Source organism: Streptomyces sp. A1136, assembly GCF_004795055.1.
Lineage (GTDB): Bacteria > Actinomycetota > Actinomycetes > Streptomycetales > Streptomycetaceae > Streptomyces.
Genome location: NZ_SSBJ01000001.1, coordinates 353978 through 374831, shown reverse-complemented (window position 1 = coordinate 374831; position 20854 = coordinate 353978). Strand labels below are relative to the sequence as shown.

Here is a 20854-nt window from a genome sequence, read left to right as displayed (position 1 = left end):
TTAGCCGGCCCGCTCGGGAGCGGTCGTGTCCGCAGCGGTCGCCTCCCGGGTCTTGCGGCGCCACCGCGTCACGCCCACGACGGGTGCTCCCACGGCGACCAGCGCCAGTACCGCCCAGTCCGGTACGGCCTGCGCCACCGACCGCACCCACCGCTCCACGGCGAACGAGTCGTCCACGTCCAGCAGCCCGGGCAGGGCGCTCGCGCCGTCGTAGAGCAGGAACAGCGCGCCCAGGGTGACGAAGAACAGGCCGGAGAGCAGCGAGGTGGTGTGGAACCCGTACCGGCCGACCCGGACGGCCCGGCCGCGCAGCAGGCGCCGCCCGCCCAGGTCGAAGCGCTCCCACAGCAGCGCCAGCAGGAACAGCGGTACGGCCATCCCCAGCGCGTACACCGCCAGCAGCAGCCCGCCGTAGACCGGGCTGCCGCCGACCGCCGCCACCGTCAGCACGCTGCCCAGGATCGGCCCGGCGCAGAATCCGGCCAGCCCGTAGAGCGCGCCCAGCGCGTACACCGACAAGGCGGTGGTCGGACGGATCCGGCCCGAGAGTTCCGCGGCCCGTTTGGAGGCGAAGCCCAGGCCGAGGATCTGGGCGAGACCGAGCGCGATGATCAGCCAGCCGCCCACCAGGACGAGCGCGTCCCGGTGGCCGTGGAAGAACCGGCCCGCGTACGAACCGGCCGCGCCCAGCGGTACGAGGGTGCTCGCGAGGCCCGCGTAGAAGATCCCGGTCCGGGCGAGCAGCCGGGAGGCGGAATCGATCGAGTACGCGAAGAAGGCGGGCAGCAGCAGCGCGCTGCACGGGCTGAGCAGCGCCAGCAGGCCGCCCAGCAGGGCGGCGAGGTATCCGATGCCGTTCACTTCGGGGCCTTCGCGGACGTCTTGGCCCGGGCGATCGCGGCTTCGAAGGCGTCGAGCGGTTGCGCGCCGGCCAGCGGCTCTCCGTTGATCAGGAAGGACGGGGTGGAGGTCACCCCGATGCGGTAGCCCTCCTCCTGGTCCTTCCGCAGGGCGGCCGAAACCCCCGGACCGGCCATGTCCCGGCGGAAGCGGTCGAGATCGGGCACCCCGGCCTGTCGCGCCAGTTCGACCAGGCGTTCCTCGCCGAAGCCCTTCTCCTTGGCCCCGTCGGCGTAGGCGGCCGCGTGGAACGGTGCGAACCGGTCCTGGCGGCCGGCGGCCCAGGCCGCCTTCGCGGCGGCCTCGGACTCGGCTCCGAAGATCGGGAAGCCCCGCCACTCGATGCGCAGGGTGCCGTCCGCCACGTACTCGCGGATCAGCGCGGGTTCGGTGTCGCGGGCGAACTTGCCGCAGTAGCCGCACTTGAAGTCGGAGTACTCGATCAGCACCACGGGCGCGTCGGCGCGTCCGACTGCGGTCTTGTCGTCGGGGTCGCGGCGGGCGAGGGCCGCGAGCGGGTCCGGGGCTTCGGCGGCCTCGGGTGCGGAAGCCGCCGAGGAGGAAGAGGAGGGGGCGACGGGCCGGTCCCGGGACTCGGCGGCCTGCCAGGACACCACCCCGAGGGTGATCGCGGCGAGGGCGGCCCCGGCGGAGTACAGCAGGGGCTTGCGGGAGGGGGCGGAAGGCATACGGGTGCTCCAGAGCGGTGATGCGGGAGGGTGAGGGACCGGCGGGAAGGCCGGTCCGCTACACCCGCATCACGGACAGCTCCAGTGGTCCCGGTGCCGGGCGGTCCGGCCCGCGTACGCGCACCCCCGCCGGCGCGGTCCGGCCGCCCGGGTCCGGCTCGGCGGGGAGCCGCCCGGCCGGGACGCAGGCGTGGTCGCGTCCGTCGCGCGGCGGCACCGCCGGGGCCTGACCGTGGTTGCCGGAGCCGGGCGAGCAGGCCGGGCCCTGCCCCTCGTACGCCACCGCGGTGGCCTCGGCCGCCGCGGAGGCCACGCCGGCCACACCGGGAGCCCCCGGTGCCGCGGGCGCCGCCTGGACCGGGCCCGCCGACAGCACCGCGAGGACGGCGCCGAGCAGCAGCCACCACACTCCACGGGCGCGGGACATGGCGGGCCTCTCACTCACAGGACGGGCGGTTTAAGGTGATCTCGTCCCGAAATGGTACGGGTAGGTGCGACAAATGCGTTCGCCACCCGACGCTCCCGGGTGAGATCCTCGATCAGGTATGTCTACTTCCTTCGCCGCCCTGCAGACGCTTCTCGGTGAGATCTCCCTCCGTGACGCGCACCGCCTCGGCCGCCGCCTCGAAGGCGCCCGCCGTATCCGCAAGCCCGAGGCCAAGCAGGCCGTGCTCGACGAGATCGCCGCGGAGGCCGAGAAGGCCGCCGCGCGTCTGGCCGGCCGCGCCTCGCGCAGACCTATGGTCACGTATCCCGAGAACCTGCCCGTCAGCCAGAAGAAGGACGAGATCGCCGAGGCGATACGCGACCACCAGGTCGTGATCGTCGCCGGCGAGACCGGCTCCGGCAAGACCACGCAGATCCCCAAGATCTGCATGGAGCTCGGCCGCGGCGTACGGGGCATGATCGGCCACACCCAGCCCCGCCGGATCGCCGCCCGCACGGTCGCGGAGCGCATCGCCGAGGAGCTGAAGTCCGAGATCGGGCAGACCGTCGGCTGGAAGGTCCGGTTCACCGACCAGGTCGACCAGGACGCCACGTTCGTGAAGCTGATGACGGACGGCATCCTGCTCGCCGAGATCCAGACGGACCGTGAGCTGCGCGCCTACGACACGATCATCATCGACGAGGCGCACGAGCGGTCCCTGAACATCGACTTCCTGCTGGGCTACCTCTCCCAGCTGCTGCCGAAGCGCCCCGACCTCAAGGTCGTGATCACTTCGGCGACCATCGATCCGCAGCGGTTCTCCCGGCACTTCGGGGACGCGCCGATCGTCGAGGTCAGCGGTCGGACGTATCCGGTGGAGGTGCGCTACCGGCCCCTGCTCGAAGGGGGAACCGAGGACGAGGACGCCGACCGCGACCAGATCACCGCGATCTGCGAGGCCGTGGACGAACTCCAGGCGGAGGGCCCGGGCGACATCCTGGTGTTCCTCTCCGGCGAGCGGGAGATCCGCGACACGGCGGACGCCCTGAACAAACGGCTCCTTCCCCGCGGCGGAGCCGCTCCCGGGCACGGCACCGAGGTCCTCCCCCTCTACGCCCGCCTCTCGCACGCCGAGCAGCACCGCGTCTTCCAGCAGCACACGGGCCGCCGGATCGTCCTGGCCACGAACGTCGCCGAGACCTCGCTGACCGTGCCCGGCATCAAGTACGTGATCGACCCGGGCACCGCGCGGATCTCCCGCTACAGCCACCGCACCAAGGTGCAGCGGCTGCCCATCGAGCGGATCTCGCAGGCCAGCGCCAACCAGCGCAAGGGCCGCTGCGGCCGTACCAGCGACGGCATCTGCATCCGGCTCTACTCCGAGGACGATTTCGAGGCCCGCCCGGAGTTCACGGACGCCGAGATCCTGCGCACCAACCTGGCCTCCGTCATCCTGCAGATGACCGCGGCCGGCCTCGGCGAGATCGAGAAGTTCCCCTTCATCGACCCGCCGGACCACCGCAACATCCGCGACGGCGTGCAGCTCCTCCAGGAACTCGGCGCGCTGGACCCGTCCGAGAAGGACGCCCGCAAGCGGCTCACGCCGATGGGCCGCCAGCTCTCCCAGCTCCCGGTCGACCCGCGCCTGGCGCGCATGGTCGTCGAGGCGGACAAGAACAACTGCGTCCGCGAGGTCATGGTGATCGCGGCGGCCCTGTCCATCCAGGACCCGCGCGAGCGGCCCTCCGACAAGCAGACGCAGGCGGACCAGAACCACGCCCGCTTCAAGGACGAGACGAGCGACTTCCTGTCGTTCCTGAACATGTGGCGCTACGTCCGCGAGCAGCAGAAGGAGCGCGGCTCGTCGTCCTTCCGCCGGATGTGCAAGCAGGAGTACCTGAACTTCCTGCGCATCCGCGAGTGGCAGGACATCTACTCGCAGCTGCGTACGGTCGCCAAGACGATGGGCATCCACGTCAACGACGCCGACGCCCCCGAACAGAACGTCCACGTCTCGCTGCTGGCGGGACTGCTCTCGCACATCGGGCTCAAGGACACCGACAAGAACGAGTACCTCGGTGCCCGGGGTGCCAAGTTCGCCGTCTTCCCGGGCTCGGCGCTGTTCAAGAAACAGCCGAGGTTCCTGATGTCGGCGGAGCTGGTCGAGACGTCGCGGCTCTGGGCGCGGGTGAACGCCAAGGTGGAGCCGGAGTGGGTGGAGCCGCTCGCCCAGCACCTGATCAAGCGCACGTACAGCGAGCCGCACTGGGAGAAGGACCAGGCCGCCGTGATGGCGTACGAGAAGGTCACGCTGTACGGCGTGCCGATCGTCGCCCAGCGCAAGATCAACTACGGCCGGATCGATCCCGAGGTCTCGCGGGAGCTGTTCATCCGCAACGCGCTGGTCGAGGGCGACTGGCGGACCCACCACAAGTTCTACGCCGACAACCGCAAGCTCCTCACCGAGGTGGAGGAGCTGGAGAACCGGGCCCGGCGCCGGGACATCGTCGTGGACGACGAGACCCTGTTCGACTTCTACGACCAGCGCATCCCCGACCACGTGGTCTCCGGGGCGCACTTCGACTCCTGGTGGAAGCACAAGAAGCGCGAGGAGCCCGAACTCCTCGACTTCGAGCGCGAGATGCTGCTGACCGAGAAGGCGGCCGGGGTCACCAAGGCCGACTACCCGGACACCTGGCGGCAGGGGCCGCTGAAGTTCCGGGTGACCTACCAGTTCGAACCGGGCGCGGACGCGGACGGCGTGACCGTGCACATCCCGCTCCAGGTGCTGAACCAGGTCACCGACGAGGGCTTCGACTGGCAGATCCCGGGCCTGCGCGAAGAGGTCGTCACCGAGTTGATCCGCTCGCTGCCCAAGCCGATCCGCCGCCACTACGTGCCCGCGCCGAACTTCGCGGCCCGTTTCCTGGCGACGGCGCGGCCCCTCCAGGAGCCGCTGCACGTGACACTGGCGCGCGAGCTGCACCGGATGGTCGGGGTGCCGGTCTCGGCCGAGGACTTCGACCTGGGTCGGGTCCCGGACCACCTGAAGATCACCTTCCGGATCGTCGACGAGCGGCGCAAGAAGCTGGCCGAGGCCAAGGACCTGGAGGCGCTGCGCCTCCAGTTGCGGCCGAAGGCCCGCCAGGCCCTGTCCCAGGCCGCCGCGGCCACCGCCGAGCGGGCGGGCGGGGAGTCGGTGGAGCGGACCGGTCTGACGGACTGGACGATCGGCACGCTCAGCAAGGTCTTCGAGACCCGGCGCGCCGGTCAGCCGGTGAAGGCGTATCCGGCGCTGGTGGACGCCGGCGAGAGCGTGTCCGTACGGCTCTTCGACACCGAGGCCGAGCAGCAGCGCGCGATGTGGCTCGGCACGCGGAAGTTGATCCTCCTGGGCATCCCGGTCAATCCGGCGAAGTTCGCCTCGGACAAGCTGACCAACCAGCAGAAGCTGGCCCTGTCGCGCAACCCGCACGGTTCCATCCAGGCACTGTTCGACGACTGCGCGACGGCCGCGACGGACAAGCTGATCGCCGACCACGGGGGCCCGGCATGGGACGAGGCCGGCTTCCGGAAGCTGTTCGACGCGGTACGGGCCGATCTGGTGGACACGACCGTACGGACCGTCGGGCAGGTGCAGCAGATCCTGGCCGCCTGGCAGGCCTGCGAGCGGCGGGTGAAGTCGACCAACAGCCTGGCTCTGATGGCGAACGTCCAGGACGTGAAGGCGCAACTGGCCGAGTTGATGCCGGCCGGCTTCGTGACGCTGACGGGGCTGCGGCGGCTGCCCGACCTGATGCGGTACCTGATGGCGATCGACCGGCGGCTCCAGCAGATGCCCACGGGGGTCCAGCGGGACACGACCCGCATGGAGAAGGTCCACGAGATGCGGGACGAGTACCTGTGGCTGCTGGAGCAGTTGCCGAAGGGCCGCCCGGTGCCCGAGGCGGTCACCGAGATCCGCTGGATGATCGAGGAACTGCGCGTCAGCTACTTCGCGCACGCGCTCGGCACGGCGTACCCGATCTCCGACAAGCGGATCGTGAAGGCGGTGGACGCCGCGGCCCCGTGATCGGTTCGACTGCACCCCCTGAGCTGCTGTACAGTCTGATTCGCAGCCGCCCGACGGGTGGTCGCATCGAGGACCTGTGGAGCAGTTGGTTAGCTCGCCACCCTGTCAAGGTGGAGGTCGCGGGTTCAAGTCCCGTCAGGTTCGCAGAAACGTCAGGGCCCGCATCCCCCAGGGATGCGGGCCCTGACGCGTTGTCGGATGCGTGCCGCGTGCCGTGCGCCGCGCCCGTGCCCTGTCCGGTCGTCCCGGCGCGAGTCGCCCTCGGCGGCCGCGTGGGCGCTCCCGGGGGCCGACCGTGAGTCTCGGGCGCCCACGGGGCCGTACAGGTCCTCCTGGGGCGCGTGCGGCGTAGCGGGGGCGGAAAGACCCGGGCGCGCTCCCGAATCCCTCCTTCGCGTGAACCGCGGGTGCGACACGTCCCCTTGCGGGCGCATTGCCGGATGCACCAGAGTCATCAGATGTGACGGGTGTCACCATACGAGTTTTCGCGAGTCCCACATTTATCGCACCCATATGCCGACTCAATTTAATATGTGCAATGGCACCCGCTCGGCACGACCCCGGGGCGCCGGCGATTCGAATCCCCTTCCGGGCATAAAAAAGATCGCGCTGGACCCGGCGGAGTCCAGCGCGATCGAACAACGAGAACCTGTTGGGGCAGGTCCCGCCGTTTGAAGCCTTGTGGGTTTCCTCGGATTGGGGGATCCGGTTCACGCCCTCCCCCGGCCGTCAGCCGGGAGTGTCCCCAAAAAAAATGGGGTGGTGCCGCGAGCCTCAGGCCTCGCTGCGCTGCTGCGGAATTCCCGCGAGCAGTGCGCGGACCTCAGCCTCGCGATAACGGCGGTGTCCACCCAGGGTGCGGATGGACGTGAGCTTGCCAGCCTTGGCCCAGCGGGTGACCGTCTTCGGGTCCACGCGGAACATCGTGGCAACCTCAGCCGGGGTCAGCAGCGGCTCGGCATCAGGGGTGCGAGCGGTCATGAGCGGCCTCCTCGGGAGAACCGAACCATCTCGGTTCTTTCCTCTAAATTCTGCACCTTGGCCCACGTTGCCCGAAATGGACATACGCAGGCCGAGTCGGTTATAGGACGAACGGCTTGTCCTCGGCACTACAACTACACCATCTGTCCAGCCTTGACGGCCAAACCGATGGAATTGCCCTCCGAGGTGTTCATCAGCGGCGGAAGCCGATGGACCGTCCCATAACGGACAGTCACCCCACTGTGACGATCAGTCACAGAGCGATCAGGAGTCGTCAGACCCCCCGTAGAGTGCAATACCGAGCATTCCGCCCAAAGTTGGGTGGAAGGAACCCTCCCCGGACTCCTTGTCCTATTTTGGCACGAGGGTAGGGGAAGGGCGCAAGGGTGTGGTTAGTGCGGTCCGTCACGCTTGAGTCAATGGCCCGGATCGGGACGTAGGTCCTGGAACAAAGACCCAAATGCCGCGATCAAGCCTCTGATCTGCGTTTTACGGCCGATCGGACGATACGGGTGACCCGGCGGCCTCCGCTAGGGACAATCCGGGCCGGTTCGGCAGATGCCGCCCCCGGGATCGGGCCGGACGCCCTGTGGGGCCCTTCGCCGGCCCCCCGGAAACGGGCACGAGCCACGTTCCCGCGCGCGGCCGGTCCTGCGGCGCCGGCGACCCGCCGGTCGGGTCCTAGTTGGCGAAGAGCCGCTCGCGCACCGCCCTCCAGCGCTCGGCCAGATCCGCGAACCCCTCGGCCGCGCCCTCCGTGTCCCCCGCCCGCAGCGCCGCGAGGCCCGTCGCCATGTCGCGGGCCGAGTGGTCACCGGCCAGGCCGGCCTCCGACAACGCGTGCGGCAGCCCGCCGTAGTCCAGCTCCACCATCGAGCGCGGGTGGAACTCCTCCAGCCAACTGCCGACCTCCACCAACCCCTCCGCGAGCGACCCGTACCCCTCGGCGGACCGCAGCGTCCGCAACCCGCGCGCCAGGCGCCGCCGCGCCTGCACCATCGGCGTCCGGTAACGCAGCCGCTCGCCCGGCAGGTACTCCCGCTCCTCGTCCGCCACCAGCACGAACCAGCGCAGCGGGACCTGCCAGACCGCCGTCCGGATCCAGGGGCGCCCCTCCGGGTTCCGCTCGCGCCAGGCCTCGTACGCCGCGGTCGCCGAGCGCCGGGCCGACGGGGGCAGGGCCGCGTCCAGCACCGGGCGCGGGAAATCGGCCTCCAGTTCCCGCAGCGCCAGCCAGCCGCGCAGCCGGGTCCGCCAGGGGCACACCAGCAACGCCCCGTCCAGCTCCGCCGTGAAGGCGTCCCCGCTCTCCTGCGCCGGCACCCCGACGACGGGCACCCGGACCAAGTCCACCAGCGACCTGTGCAGTTCGTCCTGGGCCGTGAGGGCTTGCCCGCGCCGGGCGTACCCCGCCCAGTGCGCGCGTTCGGCCACGGGGAAGGCGGCCAACGGCTCGTAGACTCGCAGGTAGGAGGCGTACGGGACGGTCGGCCCGGTGCGCGCGGAAGGCAGTCGGCGGTCGGGGTATTCGCTCACGCTCTCGTACTCCCCCGCCCCGCCCGGCCGTACTCCGGACTAGGGTCCCCGCATCGCCGGTAACCCGGAGGTGTTCCGATCTACGGACAGGGAGTTCCCATCGGCCTCCCAGGTCTTACGCTGCTCCCAGCGCGCCCTCCCCCACCCGCAGGGCGGGCGTCTTTCCGCCGCATCTCTTCCATGGGAGTCACCACCGTGACCGAAATGACCGACGGCGTCCTGCACACCCTGTTCCGTACGGAACAGGGCGGCCACGAGCAAGTCGTGCTGTGCCAGGACCGAGCCACGGGCCTCAAGGCCGTCATCGCCCTCCACTCCACCGCCCTGGGCCCGGCCCTCGGCGGTACGCGCTTCCACGCGTACGCCTCGGACGAGGAAGCCGTCCGTGACGCGCTGAACCTCTCGCGCGGCATGTCGTACAAGAACGCCCTCGCCGGTCTCGACCACGGCGGCGGCAAGGCCGTGATCATCGGCGACCCGGACACCCTCAAGAGCGAGGAACTGCTGCTGGCCTACGGCCGGTTCGTGGACTCCCTCGGCGGTCGCTACGTGACCGCCTGCGACGTCGGCACGTACGTCGCCGACATGGACGTCGTGGCCCGCGCGACCCGCTGGGCGACCGGGCGCTCCCCCGAGAACGGCGGCGCCGGCGACTCCTCGGTGCTCACCTCCTTCGGCGTGTTCCAGGGCATGCGCGCGAGCGCCCAGCACCTGTGGGGCGACCCGACGCTGCGCGGCCGCAAGGTCGCCGTCGCGGGTGTGGGCAAGGTCGGCAAGCACCTGGTCGAGCACCTGCTGGAGGACGGCGCGGAGGTCGTGATCACCGATGTCCGCCAGGAGTCGGTGCAGGCGATCCTCGACAAGCACGCCAGCGGGAAGTACGCGGGCCGGGTCACCGCCGTCGCCGGCACGGACGCGCTGATCCGCGTGGAGGGCCTGGACATCTACGCCCCCTGCGCGCTGGGCGGCGCCCTGAACGACGAGTCGGTGCCGGTCCTGACCGCCAAGGTCGTGTGCGGCGCCGCGAACAACCAGCTGGCGCACCCGGGTGTGGAGAAGGACCTCGCGGACCGCGGGATCCTCTACGCCCCCGACTACGTGGTGAACGCGGGCGGGGTCATCCAGGTCGCGGACGAGCTGCACGGTTTCGACTTCGACCGCTGCAAGGCCAAGGCGGCGAAGATCTTCGACACCACGCTGGCCATATTCGCACGTGCGAAGGCGGACGGCATCCCGCCGGCCGCGGCCGCCGACCGGATCGCCGAGCAGCGCATGTCGGACGCCCGCGCCGCGCGGGCCGTCTGACCCTCCCGCCACCCCGGGGGGACCCTTCCGCCGGCGCCGGAAGGGTCTCCCCGGGCGCGGGGGAGACGGAACTCACTGTGCTTCGGCGGGTCGCCGGCCCGGAACGGGTTAATATCGCAGCTGACCAGCGAGTACGGGGTGTCTCGTTGGTCCTGCACCGGGGCGCGTCATGCGGGCGGCGTACCGTATGGCCGCGGAAGCAGGTACCGTTGAACCCCTACGGACGGTCTCTTCACGGAGAGCCCGCTCCGAACCATGAACGCGTGTCAGACTCTGGGGCCGTCGAGCCCCGTCACCGAGGGGGTCGAGCCATGGGGCGCGGCCGGGCCAAGGCCAAGCAGACAAAGGTCGCCCGCCAGCTGAAGTACAACAGCGGCGGGACTGACCTCTCGCGTCTGGCCAATGAGCTGGGCGCATCGCCGACAGAGCCGCTGCCTATCAGCGCGCCGGTCGAAGTCGATGACGATCTGGACGACGACGACCCGTACGCCAAGTACGCGGAGCTGTACAACAGCGATGACGACGAGGACGAGGACGAAGAGTCCGGTCCGTCGGCGCACCGTCGCGGCGCTTGACGCCTAGCGCGTCTGCACCCGCTCAGAGTCTTGAGCGACTCGAAGTAGTGAAACCCGGTCCAGGGCATCGCCCCGGACCGGGTTTCAGTGCTGCTCAGCTCGCGTAGGAACCTGTGAGGGTCGCGCCTTCGGCGTGGTTCCCGCGGTCCAGGATCTCGCCCGCGACCCAGGCGTCGACGCCCCGGTCGGCCAGCGCGGTCAGGGCCACGTCCACCGACTCCTGCGGGACGACGGCCATCATGCCGACGCCCATGTTCAGGGTCTTCTCCAGCTCCAGCTGCTCCACCCGGCCGGTCTTGCCGACCAGGTCGAAGATGGCGCCGGGGGCCCACGTCGAGCGGTCCACCGTGGCGTGCAGGTGGTCCGGGATCACCCGGGCCAGGTTGGCCGCGAGGCCGCCGCCCGTGATGTGCGAGTAGGCGTGGACCTCGGCCGTACGGGTGAGGGCCATGCAGTCCAGCGAGTAGATCTTGGTCGGCTCCAGCAGTTCTTCGCCGAGGGTCCGTCCGAGCTCGTCGACGTGCTGTTCCAACGGCATCTTCGCCTGGTCGAGGAGCACGTGGCGGACGAGCGAGTACCCGTTCGAGTGAAGACCGGACGAGGCCATCGCGATGACGGCGTCACCCGTACGGATGCGATCGGCGCCCAGCAGCCGGTCGTACTCGACCACACCGGTGCCCGCGCCCGCCACGTCGAAGTCGTCCGGGCCCAGCAGGCCGGGGTGCTCGGCGGTCTCGCCGCCCACCAGGGCGCAGCCCGCGAGGACACAGCCCTCGGCGATGCCCTTGACGATGGCCGCGACACGCTCGGGGTGCACCTTGCCGACGCAGATGTAGTCGGTCATGAAGAGCGGCTCGGCGCCGCAGACGACGATGTCGTCCATGACCATCGCGACCAGGTCGTGGCCGATGGTGTCGTACACGCCGAGCCGGCGGGCGACGTCCACCTTGGTGCCGACGCCGTCGGTGGCGGACGCGAGCAGGGGGCGCTCGTACCGCTTGAGGGCGGAGGCGTCGAAGAGGCCGGCGAAACCGCCGAGGCCGCCGAGGACCTCGGGGCGCTGCGTCTTCTTCACCCACTCCTTCATGAGCTCGACGGCGCGGTCTCCCGCTTCGATGTCGACACCTGCTGCTGCGTAGCTGGCACCGGTGGTCTTCTCTGTCATGACAGGAGAGAGCTTTCGTGTCGTTACTGCGGGTGGTGCACGGCCCTGGGAAAAGCCTGAAAGACAGGGCCGGGCGCAGGTTGTACGGGGTGCGCGGAGCGGACCCGTCCGTGGGAGGGGACGGGTCCGGTGCGTCCTACGGGCGCCGGAGCGCGTCGGCGGCGTCGGTGCCGCCCGCGAGCTCGGTCTCCAGGAGCTGCTTGCCGAGCAGCTGCGGGTCGGGCAGCTCCATCGGGTACTCGCCGTCGAAGCAGGCACGGCAGAGGTTGGGCTTCTGGATGGTGGTCGCCTCGACCATCGCGTCGAGCGAGATGTACGAGAGCGAGTCGGCGCCGAGCGACGTGGCGATCTCGTCGACCGTCATGCCGTTGGCGATCAGCTCGGCCCGGGTGGCGAAGTCGATGCCGAAGAAGCACGGCCACTTCACCGGCGGCGAGGAGATCCGGATGTGGACCTCGGCCGCGCCGGCCTCGCGGAGCATCTTGACCAGGGCGCGCTGGGTGTTGCCGCGGACGATCGAGTCGTCCACGACCACCAGGCGCTTGCCCCGGATGACTTCCTTGAGGGGGTTGAGCTTGAGTCGGATGCCGAGCTGGCGGATGGTCTGCGAGGGCTGGATGAACGTCCGTCCCACGTAGGCGTTCTTGACCAGGCCGGAGCCGTACGGGATGCCGCTGGCCTCGGCGTAGCCGACCGCGGCGGGCGTGCCGGATTCCGGCGTCGCTATCACCAGGTCCGCTTCGACCGGGGCTTCCTTGGCCAGGCGCCGGCCCATCTCGACCCGCGAGAGGTAGACGTTCCGGCCGGCGATGTCGGTGTCCGGGCGCGCCAGGTAGACGTACTCGAAGACACAGCCCTTGGGCTTCGCTTCCGCGAATCGAGAGGTCCGAAGACCGTTCTCGTCGATCGCGATCAGCTCGCCCGGCTCGACCTCGCGGACGAAGCTGGCGCCACAGATGTCGAGGGCGGCGGTCTCGCTCGCCACCACCCAGCCGCGCTCCAGGCGGCCGAGGACCAGCGGGCGGATGCCCTGCGGGTCACGGGCGGTGTAGAGGGTTCCCTCGTCCATGAAGACCAGCGAGAACGCGCCCTTGACCTGAGGCAGGACCTTGGCGGCCGACTCCTCGATGGTCAGGGGCTTGCCCTCGTCGTCGGTCTGGCCGGCCAGCAGGGCGGTGACCAGATCGGTGTCGTTGGTGGCCGCCACCTGCGTGGCACGGCCGTCCTGACGGGGGAGGTCGGCGACCATCTCGGCCAACTCGGCGGTGTTCACCAGGTTGCCGTTGTGACCCAGGGCGATGGAGCCGTGGGCGGTCGCGCGGAAAGTCGGTTGGGCGTTCTCCCAGACGGAGGCCCCGGTGGTCGAATAGCGGGCGTGACCGACCGCGATATGACCCTGGAGCGAGCCGAGAGAGGTTTCGTCGAAGACTTGGGAAACGAGGCCCATGTCCTTGAAGACGAGGATCTGGGAACCGTTGCTCACAGCGATTCCCGCGGACTCTTGTCCGCGGTGCTGTAGTGCATACAGTCCGAAGTAGGTGAGCTTGGCGACCTCTTCACCCGGAGCCCAGACACCGAAGACGCCGCAAGCGTCCTGGGGGCCCTTTTCGCCGGGGAGCAGGTCGTGGTTGAGTCGTCCATCACCACGAGGCACGCTTCCGAGTGTAGGCGAGATCGACCACTGGTCCGAATTGGCGACGGCCGGGAAATCTCACAGCACACAGGGTGACCGGACGCTTCCGTCTCGGTATCCGGAACTCCTTGTTGACAGGTACGCGGGCATTCGACAGGCTCTCGCCCCATGCAGCCCCTCGGTGACCACGCCGTCACCCTCGTCGAGCGCCGACACGTGGACCTGGTCCGTGTCGCGAGCGCCATCTGTCGCTGCCCCGCGTAGTCACACGCCGCCGGGCGTAGTCACACGCCGCTGACCCGCGCGCTTCCCGCGCCGCCTTCCGTTCCCTTTCGCGCTCCCGTCCGCGCGCCCCCTTACCGCTCCCCGCCGGAGCCCGTTCCGCCGTGCCGTGCGCCGTCCCGCGCCGCCCGGAGCCGGGCCGGCGGGCCGTGCCTTGGAGTACTTGTGACCACGTACGAATCCCCCCTGTCCCGGCGTGCCTTCGGCGGCGCGGTGGGTGTGAGCGCGGCCGCCGCCGCGGTGGGCCTGGGCTCGGCGCCCGCCGCTGCCCTGGCGCGGGAGGACACCGCCGCCGGGACCCCGGAGGCCGCCCGCGGCGAGCAGGAGTTCCGGGCGGCGCGGGGACGTCACTCCCGGCGCCCGAACATCCTGTTCATCCTGGGTGACGACCTCGGCTGGGCGGACCTGTCCTCCTACGGCTCCCCGCACATCAAGACGCCGAACCTGGACCGGCTGGGCCGCCAGGGCGTCCGCTTCACCGACGCCTACTCGGGCTCCGCGACCTGCTCCCCGACCCGGTTCAGCCTGTACACGGGCCGCTACCCGGGCCGTACGAAGGGTGGCCTGGCGGAGCCGATCGCGGACAAGTCGGCCGGTCTGGAGCCCACGCACCCGACGTTGGCCTCGCTGCTGCGCGACTCCGGGTACGCCACGGCGCTGATCGGCAAGTGGCACTGCGGCTACCTGCCCGACTACAGCCCGACCCGCTCGGGCTGGGACGAGTTCTTCGGCAACTTCGGCGGGGCGCTGGAGTACTACTCCAAGCTGGGCCTGAACGGCGAGTACGACCTGTACGAGGGCGACACCGAGTACAAGGACCTGCGGTACTTCACGCGGATCATCACCGAGCGGGCGAGCGAGTACGTCTCCCGCGACCACGGCAGGCCCTGGCTGCTGAACCTCAACTTCACCACCCCGCACTGGCCGTGGATCGCGGAGGGGGACACCGCGGAGAGCGCCGAGATCGTCCGGCGGATCAAGGCGGGCGACCCCCGGGCGCTGTGGCACCAGGACGGCGGGTCGGTCGAGAAGTACAAGCAGATGGTGGAGGACCTGGACCGCTCCGTGGGCGAGGTGTTGAAAGCACTCGAACGGTCGGGGCGACAGGAGGACACCCTGGTCGTCTTCGCCAGCGACAACGGCGGCGAGCGCTTCTCCTACAACTGGCCGCTGTCGGGGAACAAGGCGTCCTTGCAAGAGGGTGGCATCCGGGTGCCGACGCTCGTGCGCTGGCCCGCCCGGCTCGACGGCGGTCAGGTCAGCCGCGTCCCGGTGTTCAGCCCGGACTGGACGGCGACGCTGCTGGAGCTGGCGGGCGCCCGACCGCACCCGGCCTATCCGCTGGACGGGGTGAGCCTCGCGGGGTACCTGCTTCGCGGGGAGCGGCTCGCGGAGCGGGACCTGTTCTGGCGGGTGCGCGGGGAGCGGGCGCTGCGTCGCGGGGACTGGAAGTACTACCAGGGCAAGAGCGGGCGCGACCAGCTCTTCAACCTGGCCGGGGACGTGCGCGAGCAGGCCGACAAGGCGGCCGTGGAACCGGAGCGGTTGGCCCGGTTGCGGGCGGCGTGGGAGGAGACGAACGCGGGGCTGTTGCCGTACCCGGGGTGAGGCGTCACTCCGCCGCGGAGGCCGCCTCGGCGGTCAGGCCGGAGCCGTCCGCGCCGGTGATGGTCAGGGTCCGGCCGTGGACCTGCCAACCGAGTGGGCCACCGCCGAACAAGGCGGTCAGGGCCCGTTCGACCTCGTCGGCGCCCCCCGCGCAGGCCATGCGGGTCGAGGCGATCGGCCCGAAGGTGAGTGAGGCGCCCTCGACGGTGGCCTTCGCCGTGAACCGGTTGCAGCCGAGGCCGCCGCTCGCCGCGCCGTCGGGGGCGAGGGTGAAGCGTGCCCTGCCATCGGCGTCCGCGGGCACGGGGGAGCGTTCGGCGCCCCGGTCCAAGGCGGTGACGACCCACGAGGTGGCCGTCAGCGGGGCGTCGGCGGCCGGGGAGGGTTTCCCGTCGACGGTCCCGGAATGTACGGGCCGGGGCGAGGCGTCCTGCGCTCCGCAGGCGGTGGCGCCGGCAGCCGACAGGACGAGGGCCAAGGCGACGGCGGGCAGCGAGGGGCGTGGGGTACGCATGTCCTTGTGACGGACCGGCCGCCCGGCCGGTTCCCCGCTCAGCTCATCAAGGGCAGCAGCGCCGACAGGTCCGCCCGTTCTCCACTGGCCCGTACGTGCGCCTCCCGCACCGCCTCGGCCCAGCCGGTGCGGCCCGTCGCGAGCCGCAGCCAGGTCAGCGGGTCGGTCTCGACCACGTTCGGCGGGGTACCCCGGGTGTGGCGGGGTCCTTCGACGCACTGGACCACCGCGAAGGGCGGAATCCGTACCTCGACCGACCCGCCCGGCGCGGTGACGGCGAGGGCGTCCGCGAGCAGCCGGGTGCACGCGGCGAGGGCCTGCCGCTCGATCGGTACGGCCAGCCCCGTGGCCCGGTTCAGGTCATCGGTGTGCACCACCAACTCCACGGTCCGGGTGACCAGGAAGTCCCCCAGGGTCATGGCCCCGATCCACAGGCTCAACACCCGGCGGTCCGGGTTCGCGGCGAGCTGCTCGGCCAGCCGGGCCCCGGCGCGCTCGTACAACTCGGGCAGGGGCGCCCCGATCAAGGTCTCCTTCGCCGCCTCGGCGATCTTCCCGGCGAGCGACGCGGTGACGGAGGGCCACTCGACGGCGGTCAGCTCCGGCACGGCGGCGGGCGGCCGGGCGAGACCCGCGGCCAAGGAGTCCGCGATCCACGCGATGTGCGCGGCCAGGTCCCCGACCGTCCACTGCCCCAGCCCGCTGGGCCGGGCCAGCTGCTCGGGGGTCAGTTCCCGCACGGCGTCCGCGACATGGCCGAACTGGGCCGTGACGGCGGCGCGGATCCTGGCGGAGTCGTAGGTACGCGTTTTCCTCTTGGCGGGCGGCATGGCCCGACCCTACTTCGGCCGCGGCCCGGCCCGCGGCCTGCTCCGCACGGCGTGCGCGGGACGGTGGGCACACGCCACGAGGCCCCCGCCCGGAACTGCCGGGCGGGGGCCTCGTGGCGGGGGACGTCTCAGGCGAGGAGCGCCGGGATCGTCGCCTCGTGGGCGGTGCGCAGTTCCGCGAGCGGGATGGTGAACTCGCCCTGGACCTCGATCTCCTCACCGTCGACCACGCCGATGCGGGTCGCCGGCAGGCCCCGCGCACCGCACATGTCGGTGAAGCGGAGCTCCTCGCTGCGCGGGACCGCCACGATGGCGCGGCCCGCCGACTCGGAGAACAGGAAGGTGAAGGCGTCCAGGCCTTCCGGGACCACGACCCGCGCGCCGTTGCCGCCGCGCAGGCAGGACTCGGTGAGCGCCTGGATCACGCCGCCGTCCGACAGGTCGTGCGCGGCGTCGATCATGCCGTCGCGCGAGGCCGAGATCAGGATCTCGCCGAGCAGCTTCTCGCGGCCGAGGTCGACCTTGGGCGGCATGCCGCCCAGGTGGTCGTGGACGACCTGGGACCACGCCGAGCCGCCGAACTCCTCGGCCGTGTCGCCGAGCAGGTACAGCAGCTGGCCGGCCTCCGCGAACGCCATCGGCGTACGGCGGTTGACGTCGTCGATCACACCGAGGACCGCCACGACCGGGGTCGGGTGGATGGCGATGTCGCCGGTCTGGTTGTAGAGCGAGACGTTGCCGCCGGTCACCGGGGTGCCCAGCTCCAGGCAGCCGTCCGCGAGACCCCGCGTGGCCTCGGCGAACTGCCACATGACGCCCGGGTCCTCGGGGGAGCCGAAGTTCAGGCAGTCGGAGATCGCCAGCGGCTTGGCGCCGGTCGCGGCGACGTTGCGGTACGCCTCCGCCAACGCGAGCTGCGCGCCCGTGTACGGGTCGAGCTTGGCGAAGCGGCCGTTGCCGTCGGTGGCCATCGCGACGCCGAGGTTGGTCTCCTCGTCGATGCGGACCATGCCGGCGTCCTCGGGCTGCGCGAGCACCGTGTTGCCCTGCACGAAACGGTCGTACTGGTCGGTGACCCAGGACTTCGACGCCTGGTTCGGGGACGAGACCAGCGCCAGGACCTGCGCGCGCAGCTCCTCCGAGGTCTGCGGCCGGGGCAGCTTCCCCGCGTCGTCCGCCTGGAGCGCGTCCTGCCACTCGGGGCGGGCGTAGGGCCGGTGGTAGACCGGGCCCTCGTGGGCGACGGTGCCCGGGGGCACGTCCACGATCTGCTCGCCGTGCCAGAAGATCTCCAGCCGTTCCCCGTCGGTGACCTCACCGATGACGGTGGCGATGACGTCCCACTTCTCGCAGATCTCCATGAAGCGGTCGACGTGCTGCGGCTCGACGATCGCGCACATGCGTTCCTGCGACTCGCTCATGAGGATCTCCTCGGGCGAGAGGGTCGCGTCGCGCAGCGGCACGGTGTCCAGCTCGACTCGCATGCCGCCGGAGCCGGCGGAGGCCAGCTCGCTGGTGGCGCAGGACAGCCCGGCGCCGCCGAGGTCCTGGATGCCGGCGACCAGCTTCTCCTTGAAGATCTCCAGGGTGCACTCGATGAGGAGCTTCTCCTGGAAGGGGTCGCCGACCTGGACGGCGGGGCGCTTGGTCGGCTTGCTGTCGTCGAAGGTCTCCGAGGCCAGCACGGAGACGCCGCCGATGCCGTCGCCGCCGGTGCGGGCACCGTAGAGGATGACCTTGTTGCCCGGGCCGGACGCCTTGGCGAGGTGGATGTCCTCGTGCTTCATCACACCGATGCAACCGGCGTTGACCAGCGGGTTGCCCTGGTAGCAGGCGTCGAAGACGACCTCGCCGCCGATGTTGGGCAGGCCCAGGCAGTTGCCGTAGCCGCCGATGCCCGCGACCACGCCCGGCAGGACGCGCTTGGTGTCGGGGTGGTCGGCCGCGCCGAAGCGCAGCGGGTCCACGACGGCGACCGGGCGGGCGCCCATGGCGAGGATGTCGCGGACGATGCCGCCGACGCCGGTGGCCGCGCCCTGGTAGGGCTCGATGTACGAGGGGTGGTTGTGCGACTCGACCTTGAAGGTGACCGCGTAGCCCTGGCCGACGTCGACGACGCCGGCGTTCTCGCCGATCCCGACGAGCATGGCCGTGTTCTCGGGGGCCTTCTCGCCGAACTGCTTCAGGTGGACCTTGCTGCTCTTGTACGAGCAGTGCTCGGACCACATGACGGAGTACATGGCCAGCTCGGCGCCCGTGGGACGGCGGCCGAGGATCTCCCGGATGCGGGCGTACTCGTCCTCCTTGAGGCCGAGTTCCTTCCACGGCTGCGCCGCGTCCGGGGTGCCGGTGGCGTTCTTGACGGTATCGAGGGTCATGCGGAAACCAGCTTCTTCAGGACCGACGTGAAGAACGGGAGGCCGTCGGTGCGGCCGGTTCCGATCAGCGGCTCGACCGCGTGCTCGGGGTGCGGCATGAGGCCGAGGACGTTACCGGCGGCGTTGGTGATGCCGGCGATGTCTCGGAGCGAGCCGTTCGGGTTCCCGTCGAGGTACCGGAAGGCCACTCGGCCTTCGGCCTCCAGTTCGTCGAGCGTGTGCTCGTCGGCGGTGTAGCGGCCGTCCATGTTCTTGAGCGGGATGGAGATCTCCTGGCCGGCGCTGTAGTCGCCGGTCCACGCGCTCCCCGCGTTCTCCACGCGCAGCTTCTGCTCGCGGCAGATGAAGTGCAGGTGGTTGTTGCGGAGCATCGCCCCCGGCAGCAGGTGGGCCTCCGTCAGGACCTGGAAGCCGTTGCAGATGCCCAGGACGGGCATGCCTGCCTTCGCCTGGTCGATGATGGTCTCCATCACCGGCGAGAAGCGGGAGATGGCCCCGGCGCGCAGGTAGTCCCCGTAGGAGAAGCCGCCCGCGAGGACGACCGCGTCGACCTGGTGGAGGTCCTTGTCGCGGTGCCACAGCGAAACGGGCTCGGCCCCGGCGAGGCGCACGGCGCGCAGCGAGTCACGGTCGTCGAGCGTTCCGGGGAACGTGACGACTCCGATGCGAGTGGTCACCGTCAGGCCTCGACCTTCACGGTGAAGTCTTCGATGACGGTGTTGGCGAGGAACGTTTCGGCCATCTTGTGGATGCGGTCGAGGGCGGCCTGGTCGACCGGTCCCTCCACCTCCAGTTCGAAGCGCTTCCCCTGGCGGACGTCGGCGATCCCGTCGAAGCCCAGGCGCGGCAGTGCACGCTGCACCGCCTGGCCCTGGGGGTCGAGGATCTCCGGCTTGAGCATGACGTCGACTACGACGCGTGCCATCGGGCACTCCCGTGTGGTGGTTGGTGCGAAGGCGGTTCCTCCAGCGTACCCGCCCGAAATTTCTACGCGGGTAGATATCTCCGGCCCCCTCAGGCACGCCGTTTGGGCTTCACCAACGCTTCGCAAAATCCACCGGAAAACCACTCGCCCGGCATTGCGGCCGGACACGCGGAGAGAATTAACTGGGCTTCGCAATTCAATGAGAATCGCGGTACAAAGGAATCCCTCGGTTCGCGGACATTTTTCACCCCGCGACCGGGACGGATTGACGCATTGCTCCGAAACATCCACACAGGCGACATCACCGCACGTCAGCACGTGGTGACCTCGCACGAAGGGACCGATATCCGTGGCGCAGCGCGTAGTAGTCACGCTCTCCGATGACATCGACGGCGGAGAAGCGGCGGAAACGGTCTCGTTCGCCTTGGACGGTAAGTCGTACGAGATCGACCTCAATCCGGCCAACGCAAAGAAACTGCGGAAGAGCCTGGCGCCCTACGTGGCCGCCGGCCGCCGGCAGGCCCGCTCGGGCAAGGCGTACCGGCACACCAGCATCGCCCCCGACCCGGCCGCCGTCCGCGCCTGGGCCCGGTCCCACGACCACGACGTGCCGCCGCGCGGCCGCATCCCGAAGCGGGTCTACGAGGCCTACAACGCTGCCCACTGACCCCGGATTTGCCATCCACCCCCTCTGATCGGCTAGTGTGTGGATCACGCCGAGGGGCCAGACCGCAGGTCAAAGCCCCGAAGGTCGTGCGGGTGTAGTTCAGTAGCAGAACACCCCCCTTCCAGGGGGGAGGCGCAGTGTGCAATCCCTGTCACCCGCTCTGCACGCTTTACCGACCACGGTTGTGGATCGGGTAGAGTGTTGCACGCACCGCGACGGCATTCGTGTCGTGGCGAGCATGCGGACGTAGCTCAGTTGGTAGAGCACCACCTTGCCAAGGTGGATGTCGCGCGTTCGAGTCGCGTCGTCCGCTCAGTCGGTAAAGGCCCTGATCACAGATCAGGGCCTTTGTCGTATGTCGGGGTAG

The 20854-nt window shown here is 70.3% G+C and carries 18 protein-coding genes and 3 tRNA genes; 9 read left to right on the top strand and 12 right to left on the bottom strand.

Going from position 1 to position 20854, the window contains the following annotated elements; all coding sequences use genetic code 11:
• Genes E6R62_RS01775 through E6R62_RS01765 form a run of 3 tightly spaced genes read right to left on the bottom strand, consistent with a single transcriptional unit; the run spans position 1 to position 2016 of the window.
• Positions 1–861: a cytochrome c biogenesis CcdA family protein gene (locus E6R62_RS01775; RefSeq protein ID WP_136210597.1), complete on the bottom strand. Its 861-nt coding sequence runs from the start codon at positions 859–861 to the stop codon at positions 1–3.
• Positions 858–1589 carry a thioredoxin domain-containing protein gene (locus E6R62_RS01770; RefSeq protein WP_136210595.1) on the bottom strand — a complete coding sequence of 244 codons (732 nt, stop codon included), beginning with the start codon at positions 1587–1589 and terminating at the stop codon, positions 858–860. The genes E6R62_RS01775 and E6R62_RS01770 overlap by 4 nt, the downstream gene beginning before the upstream one ends.
• A 58-nt stretch (positions 1590–1647) precedes the next feature.
• Positions 1648–2016 carry a hypothetical protein gene (locus E6R62_RS01765; RefSeq protein ID WP_206308617.1) on the bottom strand — a complete coding sequence of 123 codons (369 nt, stop codon included), beginning with the start codon at positions 2014–2016 and terminating at the stop codon, positions 1648–1650.
• Positions 2017–2134: 118 nt separating this feature from the next.
• Between E6R62_RS01765 and hrpA the strand changes: the two genes are divergently transcribed.
• Together hrpA and E6R62_RS01755 are read left to right on the top strand one after the other, a co-directional pair.
• On the top strand, positions 2135–6088 hold the full coding sequence (gene hrpA, locus E6R62_RS01760) for an ATP-dependent RNA helicase HrpA (RefSeq protein WP_136210593.1): 3954 nt from the start codon (positions 2135–2137) through the stop codon (positions 6086–6088).
• Positions 6089–6158: 70 nt separating this feature from the next.
• Positions 6159–6232: transfer RNA gene (locus E6R62_RS01755), tRNA-Asp, on the top strand.
• Between the two features lie 630 nt (positions 6233–6862).
• Here the strand turns inward: E6R62_RS01755 and bldC are convergent.
• Positions 6863–7069 carry a developmental transcriptional regulator BldC gene (gene bldC / locus E6R62_RS01750; protein WP_003949541.1) on the bottom strand — a complete coding sequence of 69 codons (207 nt, stop codon included), beginning with the start codon at positions 7067–7069 and terminating at the stop codon, positions 6863–6865.
• Positions 7070–7750: 681 nt separating this feature from the next.
• Complete coding sequence (locus E6R62_RS01745; RefSeq protein ID WP_206308616.1) at positions 7751–8605, bottom strand: hypothetical protein; 855 nt, start codon at positions 8603–8605, stop codon at positions 7751–7753.
• 195 nt (positions 8606–8800) lie between these two features.
• Here E6R62_RS01745 and E6R62_RS01740 point away from each other — a divergent pair, with 195 nt between their 5' ends.
• On the top strand, positions 8801–9910 hold the full coding sequence (locus tag E6R62_RS01740; protein WP_136210591.1) for a Glu/Leu/Phe/Val dehydrogenase dimerization domain-containing protein: 1110 nt from the start codon (positions 8801–8803) through the stop codon (positions 9908–9910).
• A gap of 311 nt (positions 9911–10221) precedes the next feature.
• Entirely contained in the window at positions 10222–10485 is a 264-nt protein-coding gene (locus tag E6R62_RS01735) for a DUF3073 domain-containing protein (RefSeq protein ID WP_136210589.1), read from the top strand.
• Positions 10486–10579: 94 nt separating this feature from the next.
• Here E6R62_RS01735 and purM read toward each other — a convergent pair whose 3' ends face one another.
• Positions 10580–11650: a phosphoribosylformylglycinamidine cyclo-ligase gene (purM, locus tag E6R62_RS01730; protein WP_136210587.1), complete on the bottom strand. Its 1071-nt coding sequence runs from the start codon at positions 11648–11650 to the stop codon at positions 10580–10582.
• Positions 11651–11786: 136 nt separating this feature from the next.
• On the bottom strand, positions 11787–13304 hold the full coding sequence (purF, locus tag E6R62_RS01725; RefSeq protein ID WP_136210585.1) for an amidophosphoribosyltransferase: 1518 nt from the start codon (positions 13302–13304) through the stop codon (positions 11787–11789).
• 147 nt (positions 13305–13451) lie between these two features.
• Here purF and E6R62_RS42165 point away from each other — a divergent pair, with 147 nt between their 5' ends.
• Together E6R62_RS42165 and E6R62_RS01720 are read left to right on the top strand one after the other, a co-directional pair.
• Positions 13452–13547: a putative leader peptide gene (locus E6R62_RS42165; protein ID WP_368773865.1), complete on the top strand. Its 96-nt coding sequence runs from the start codon at positions 13452–13454 to the stop codon at positions 13545–13547.
• 183 nt (positions 13548–13730) lie between these two features.
• Positions 13731–15173, top strand: a complete 1443-nt coding sequence (locus E6R62_RS01720) for a sulfatase (RefSeq protein WP_136210583.1) — start codon at positions 13731–13733, stop codon at positions 15171–15173.
• Between the two features lie 4 nt (positions 15174–15177).
• Here E6R62_RS01720 and E6R62_RS01715 read toward each other — a convergent pair whose 3' ends face one another.
• From E6R62_RS01715 to purS, 5 genes are all read right to left on the bottom strand, one after another.
• Positions 15178–15687, bottom strand: coding sequence for an META domain-containing protein (locus E6R62_RS01715; RefSeq protein WP_136210581.1), 510 nt, complete (start codon positions 15685–15687; stop codon positions 15178–15180).
• Positions 15688–15725: 38 nt separating this feature from the next.
• Entirely contained in the window at positions 15726–16517 is a 792-nt protein-coding gene (locus E6R62_RS01710; RefSeq protein WP_136210579.1) for a maleylpyruvate isomerase family mycothiol-dependent enzyme, read from the bottom strand.
• A 128-nt stretch (positions 16518–16645) separates the two neighbouring features.
• The gene (gene purL / locus E6R62_RS01705) at positions 16646–18895 is read right to left on the bottom strand and encodes a phosphoribosylformylglycinamidine synthase subunit PurL (protein WP_136210577.1); all 2250 of its coding nucleotides are present in this window, start codon (positions 18893–18895) and stop codon (positions 16646–16648) included.
• Entirely contained in the window at positions 18892–19572 is a 681-nt protein-coding gene (gene purQ / locus E6R62_RS01700) for a phosphoribosylformylglycinamidine synthase subunit PurQ (protein WP_136210575.1), read from the bottom strand. The genes purL and purQ overlap by 4 nt, the downstream gene beginning before the upstream one ends.
• A gap of 2 nt (positions 19573–19574) precedes the next feature.
• Positions 19575–19820 (bottom strand): phosphoribosylformylglycinamidine synthase subunit PurS, encoded by a 246-nt coding sequence (purS, locus tag E6R62_RS01695; protein WP_042801325.1) that lies wholly within the window; start codon positions 19818–19820, stop codon positions 19575–19577.
• A gap of 349 nt (positions 19821–20169) precedes the next feature.
• Here purS and E6R62_RS01690 point away from each other — a divergent pair, with 349 nt between their 5' ends.
• From E6R62_RS01690 to E6R62_RS01680, 3 genes are all read left to right on the top strand, one after another.
• Positions 20170–20487 (top strand): Lsr2 family protein, encoded by a 318-nt coding sequence (locus E6R62_RS01690; RefSeq protein ID WP_136210573.1) that lies wholly within the window; start codon positions 20170–20172, stop codon positions 20485–20487.
• 88 nt (positions 20488–20575) lie between these two features.
• Positions 20576–20647: transfer RNA gene (locus E6R62_RS01685), tRNA-Gly, on the top strand.
• A gap of 80 nt (positions 20648–20727) precedes the next feature.
• Positions 20728–20800 (top strand) — tRNA-Gly (locus tag E6R62_RS01680).
• Positions 20801–20854: the final 54 nt, after the last annotated feature.

Bases quoted from the DNA above. Each gene is read 5' to 3' on its own strand.
- E6R62_RS01735 (WP_136210589.1), top strand. From the start codon at position 10,222: ATGGGGCGCGGCCGGGCCAAGGCCAAGCAGACAAAGGTCGCCCGCCAG.
- purL (WP_136210577.1), bottom strand. From the start codon at position 18,895: ATGACCCTCGATACCGTCAAGAACGCCACCGGCACCCCGGACGCGGCG.
- purS (WP_042801325.1), bottom strand. From the start codon at position 19,820: ATGGCACGCGTCGTAGTCGACGTCATGCTCAAGCCGGAGATCCTCGAC.
- E6R62_RS01710 (WP_136210579.1), bottom strand. From the start codon at position 16,517: ATGCCGCCCGCCAAGAGGAAAACGCGTACCTACGACTCCGCCAGGATC.
- E6R62_RS01715 (WP_136210581.1), bottom strand. From the start codon at position 15,687: ATGCGTACCCCACGCCCCTCGCTGCCCGCCGTCGCCTTGGCCCTCGTC.
- E6R62_RS01770 (WP_136210595.1), bottom strand. From the start codon at position 1,589: ATGCCTTCCGCCCCCTCCCGCAAGCCCCTGCTGTACTCCGCCGGGGCC.
- bldC (WP_003949541.1), bottom strand. From the start codon at position 7,069: ATGACCGCTCGCACCCCTGATGCCGAGCCGCTGCTGACCCCGGCTGAG.
- E6R62_RS01765 (WP_206308617.1), bottom strand. From the start codon at position 2,016: ATGTCCCGCGCCCGTGGAGTGTGGTGGCTGCTGCTCGGCGCCGTCCTC.
- hrpA (WP_136210593.1), top strand. From the start codon at position 2,135: ATGTCTACTTCCTTCGCCGCCCTGCAGACGCTTCTCGGTGAGATCTCC.
- purM (WP_136210587.1), bottom strand. From the start codon at position 11,650: ATGACAGAGAAGACCACCGGTGCCAGCTACGCAGCAGCAGGTGTCGAC.
- E6R62_RS42165 (WP_368773865.1), top strand. From the start codon at position 13,452: ATGCAGCCCCTCGGTGACCACGCCGTCACCCTCGTCGAGCGCCGACAC.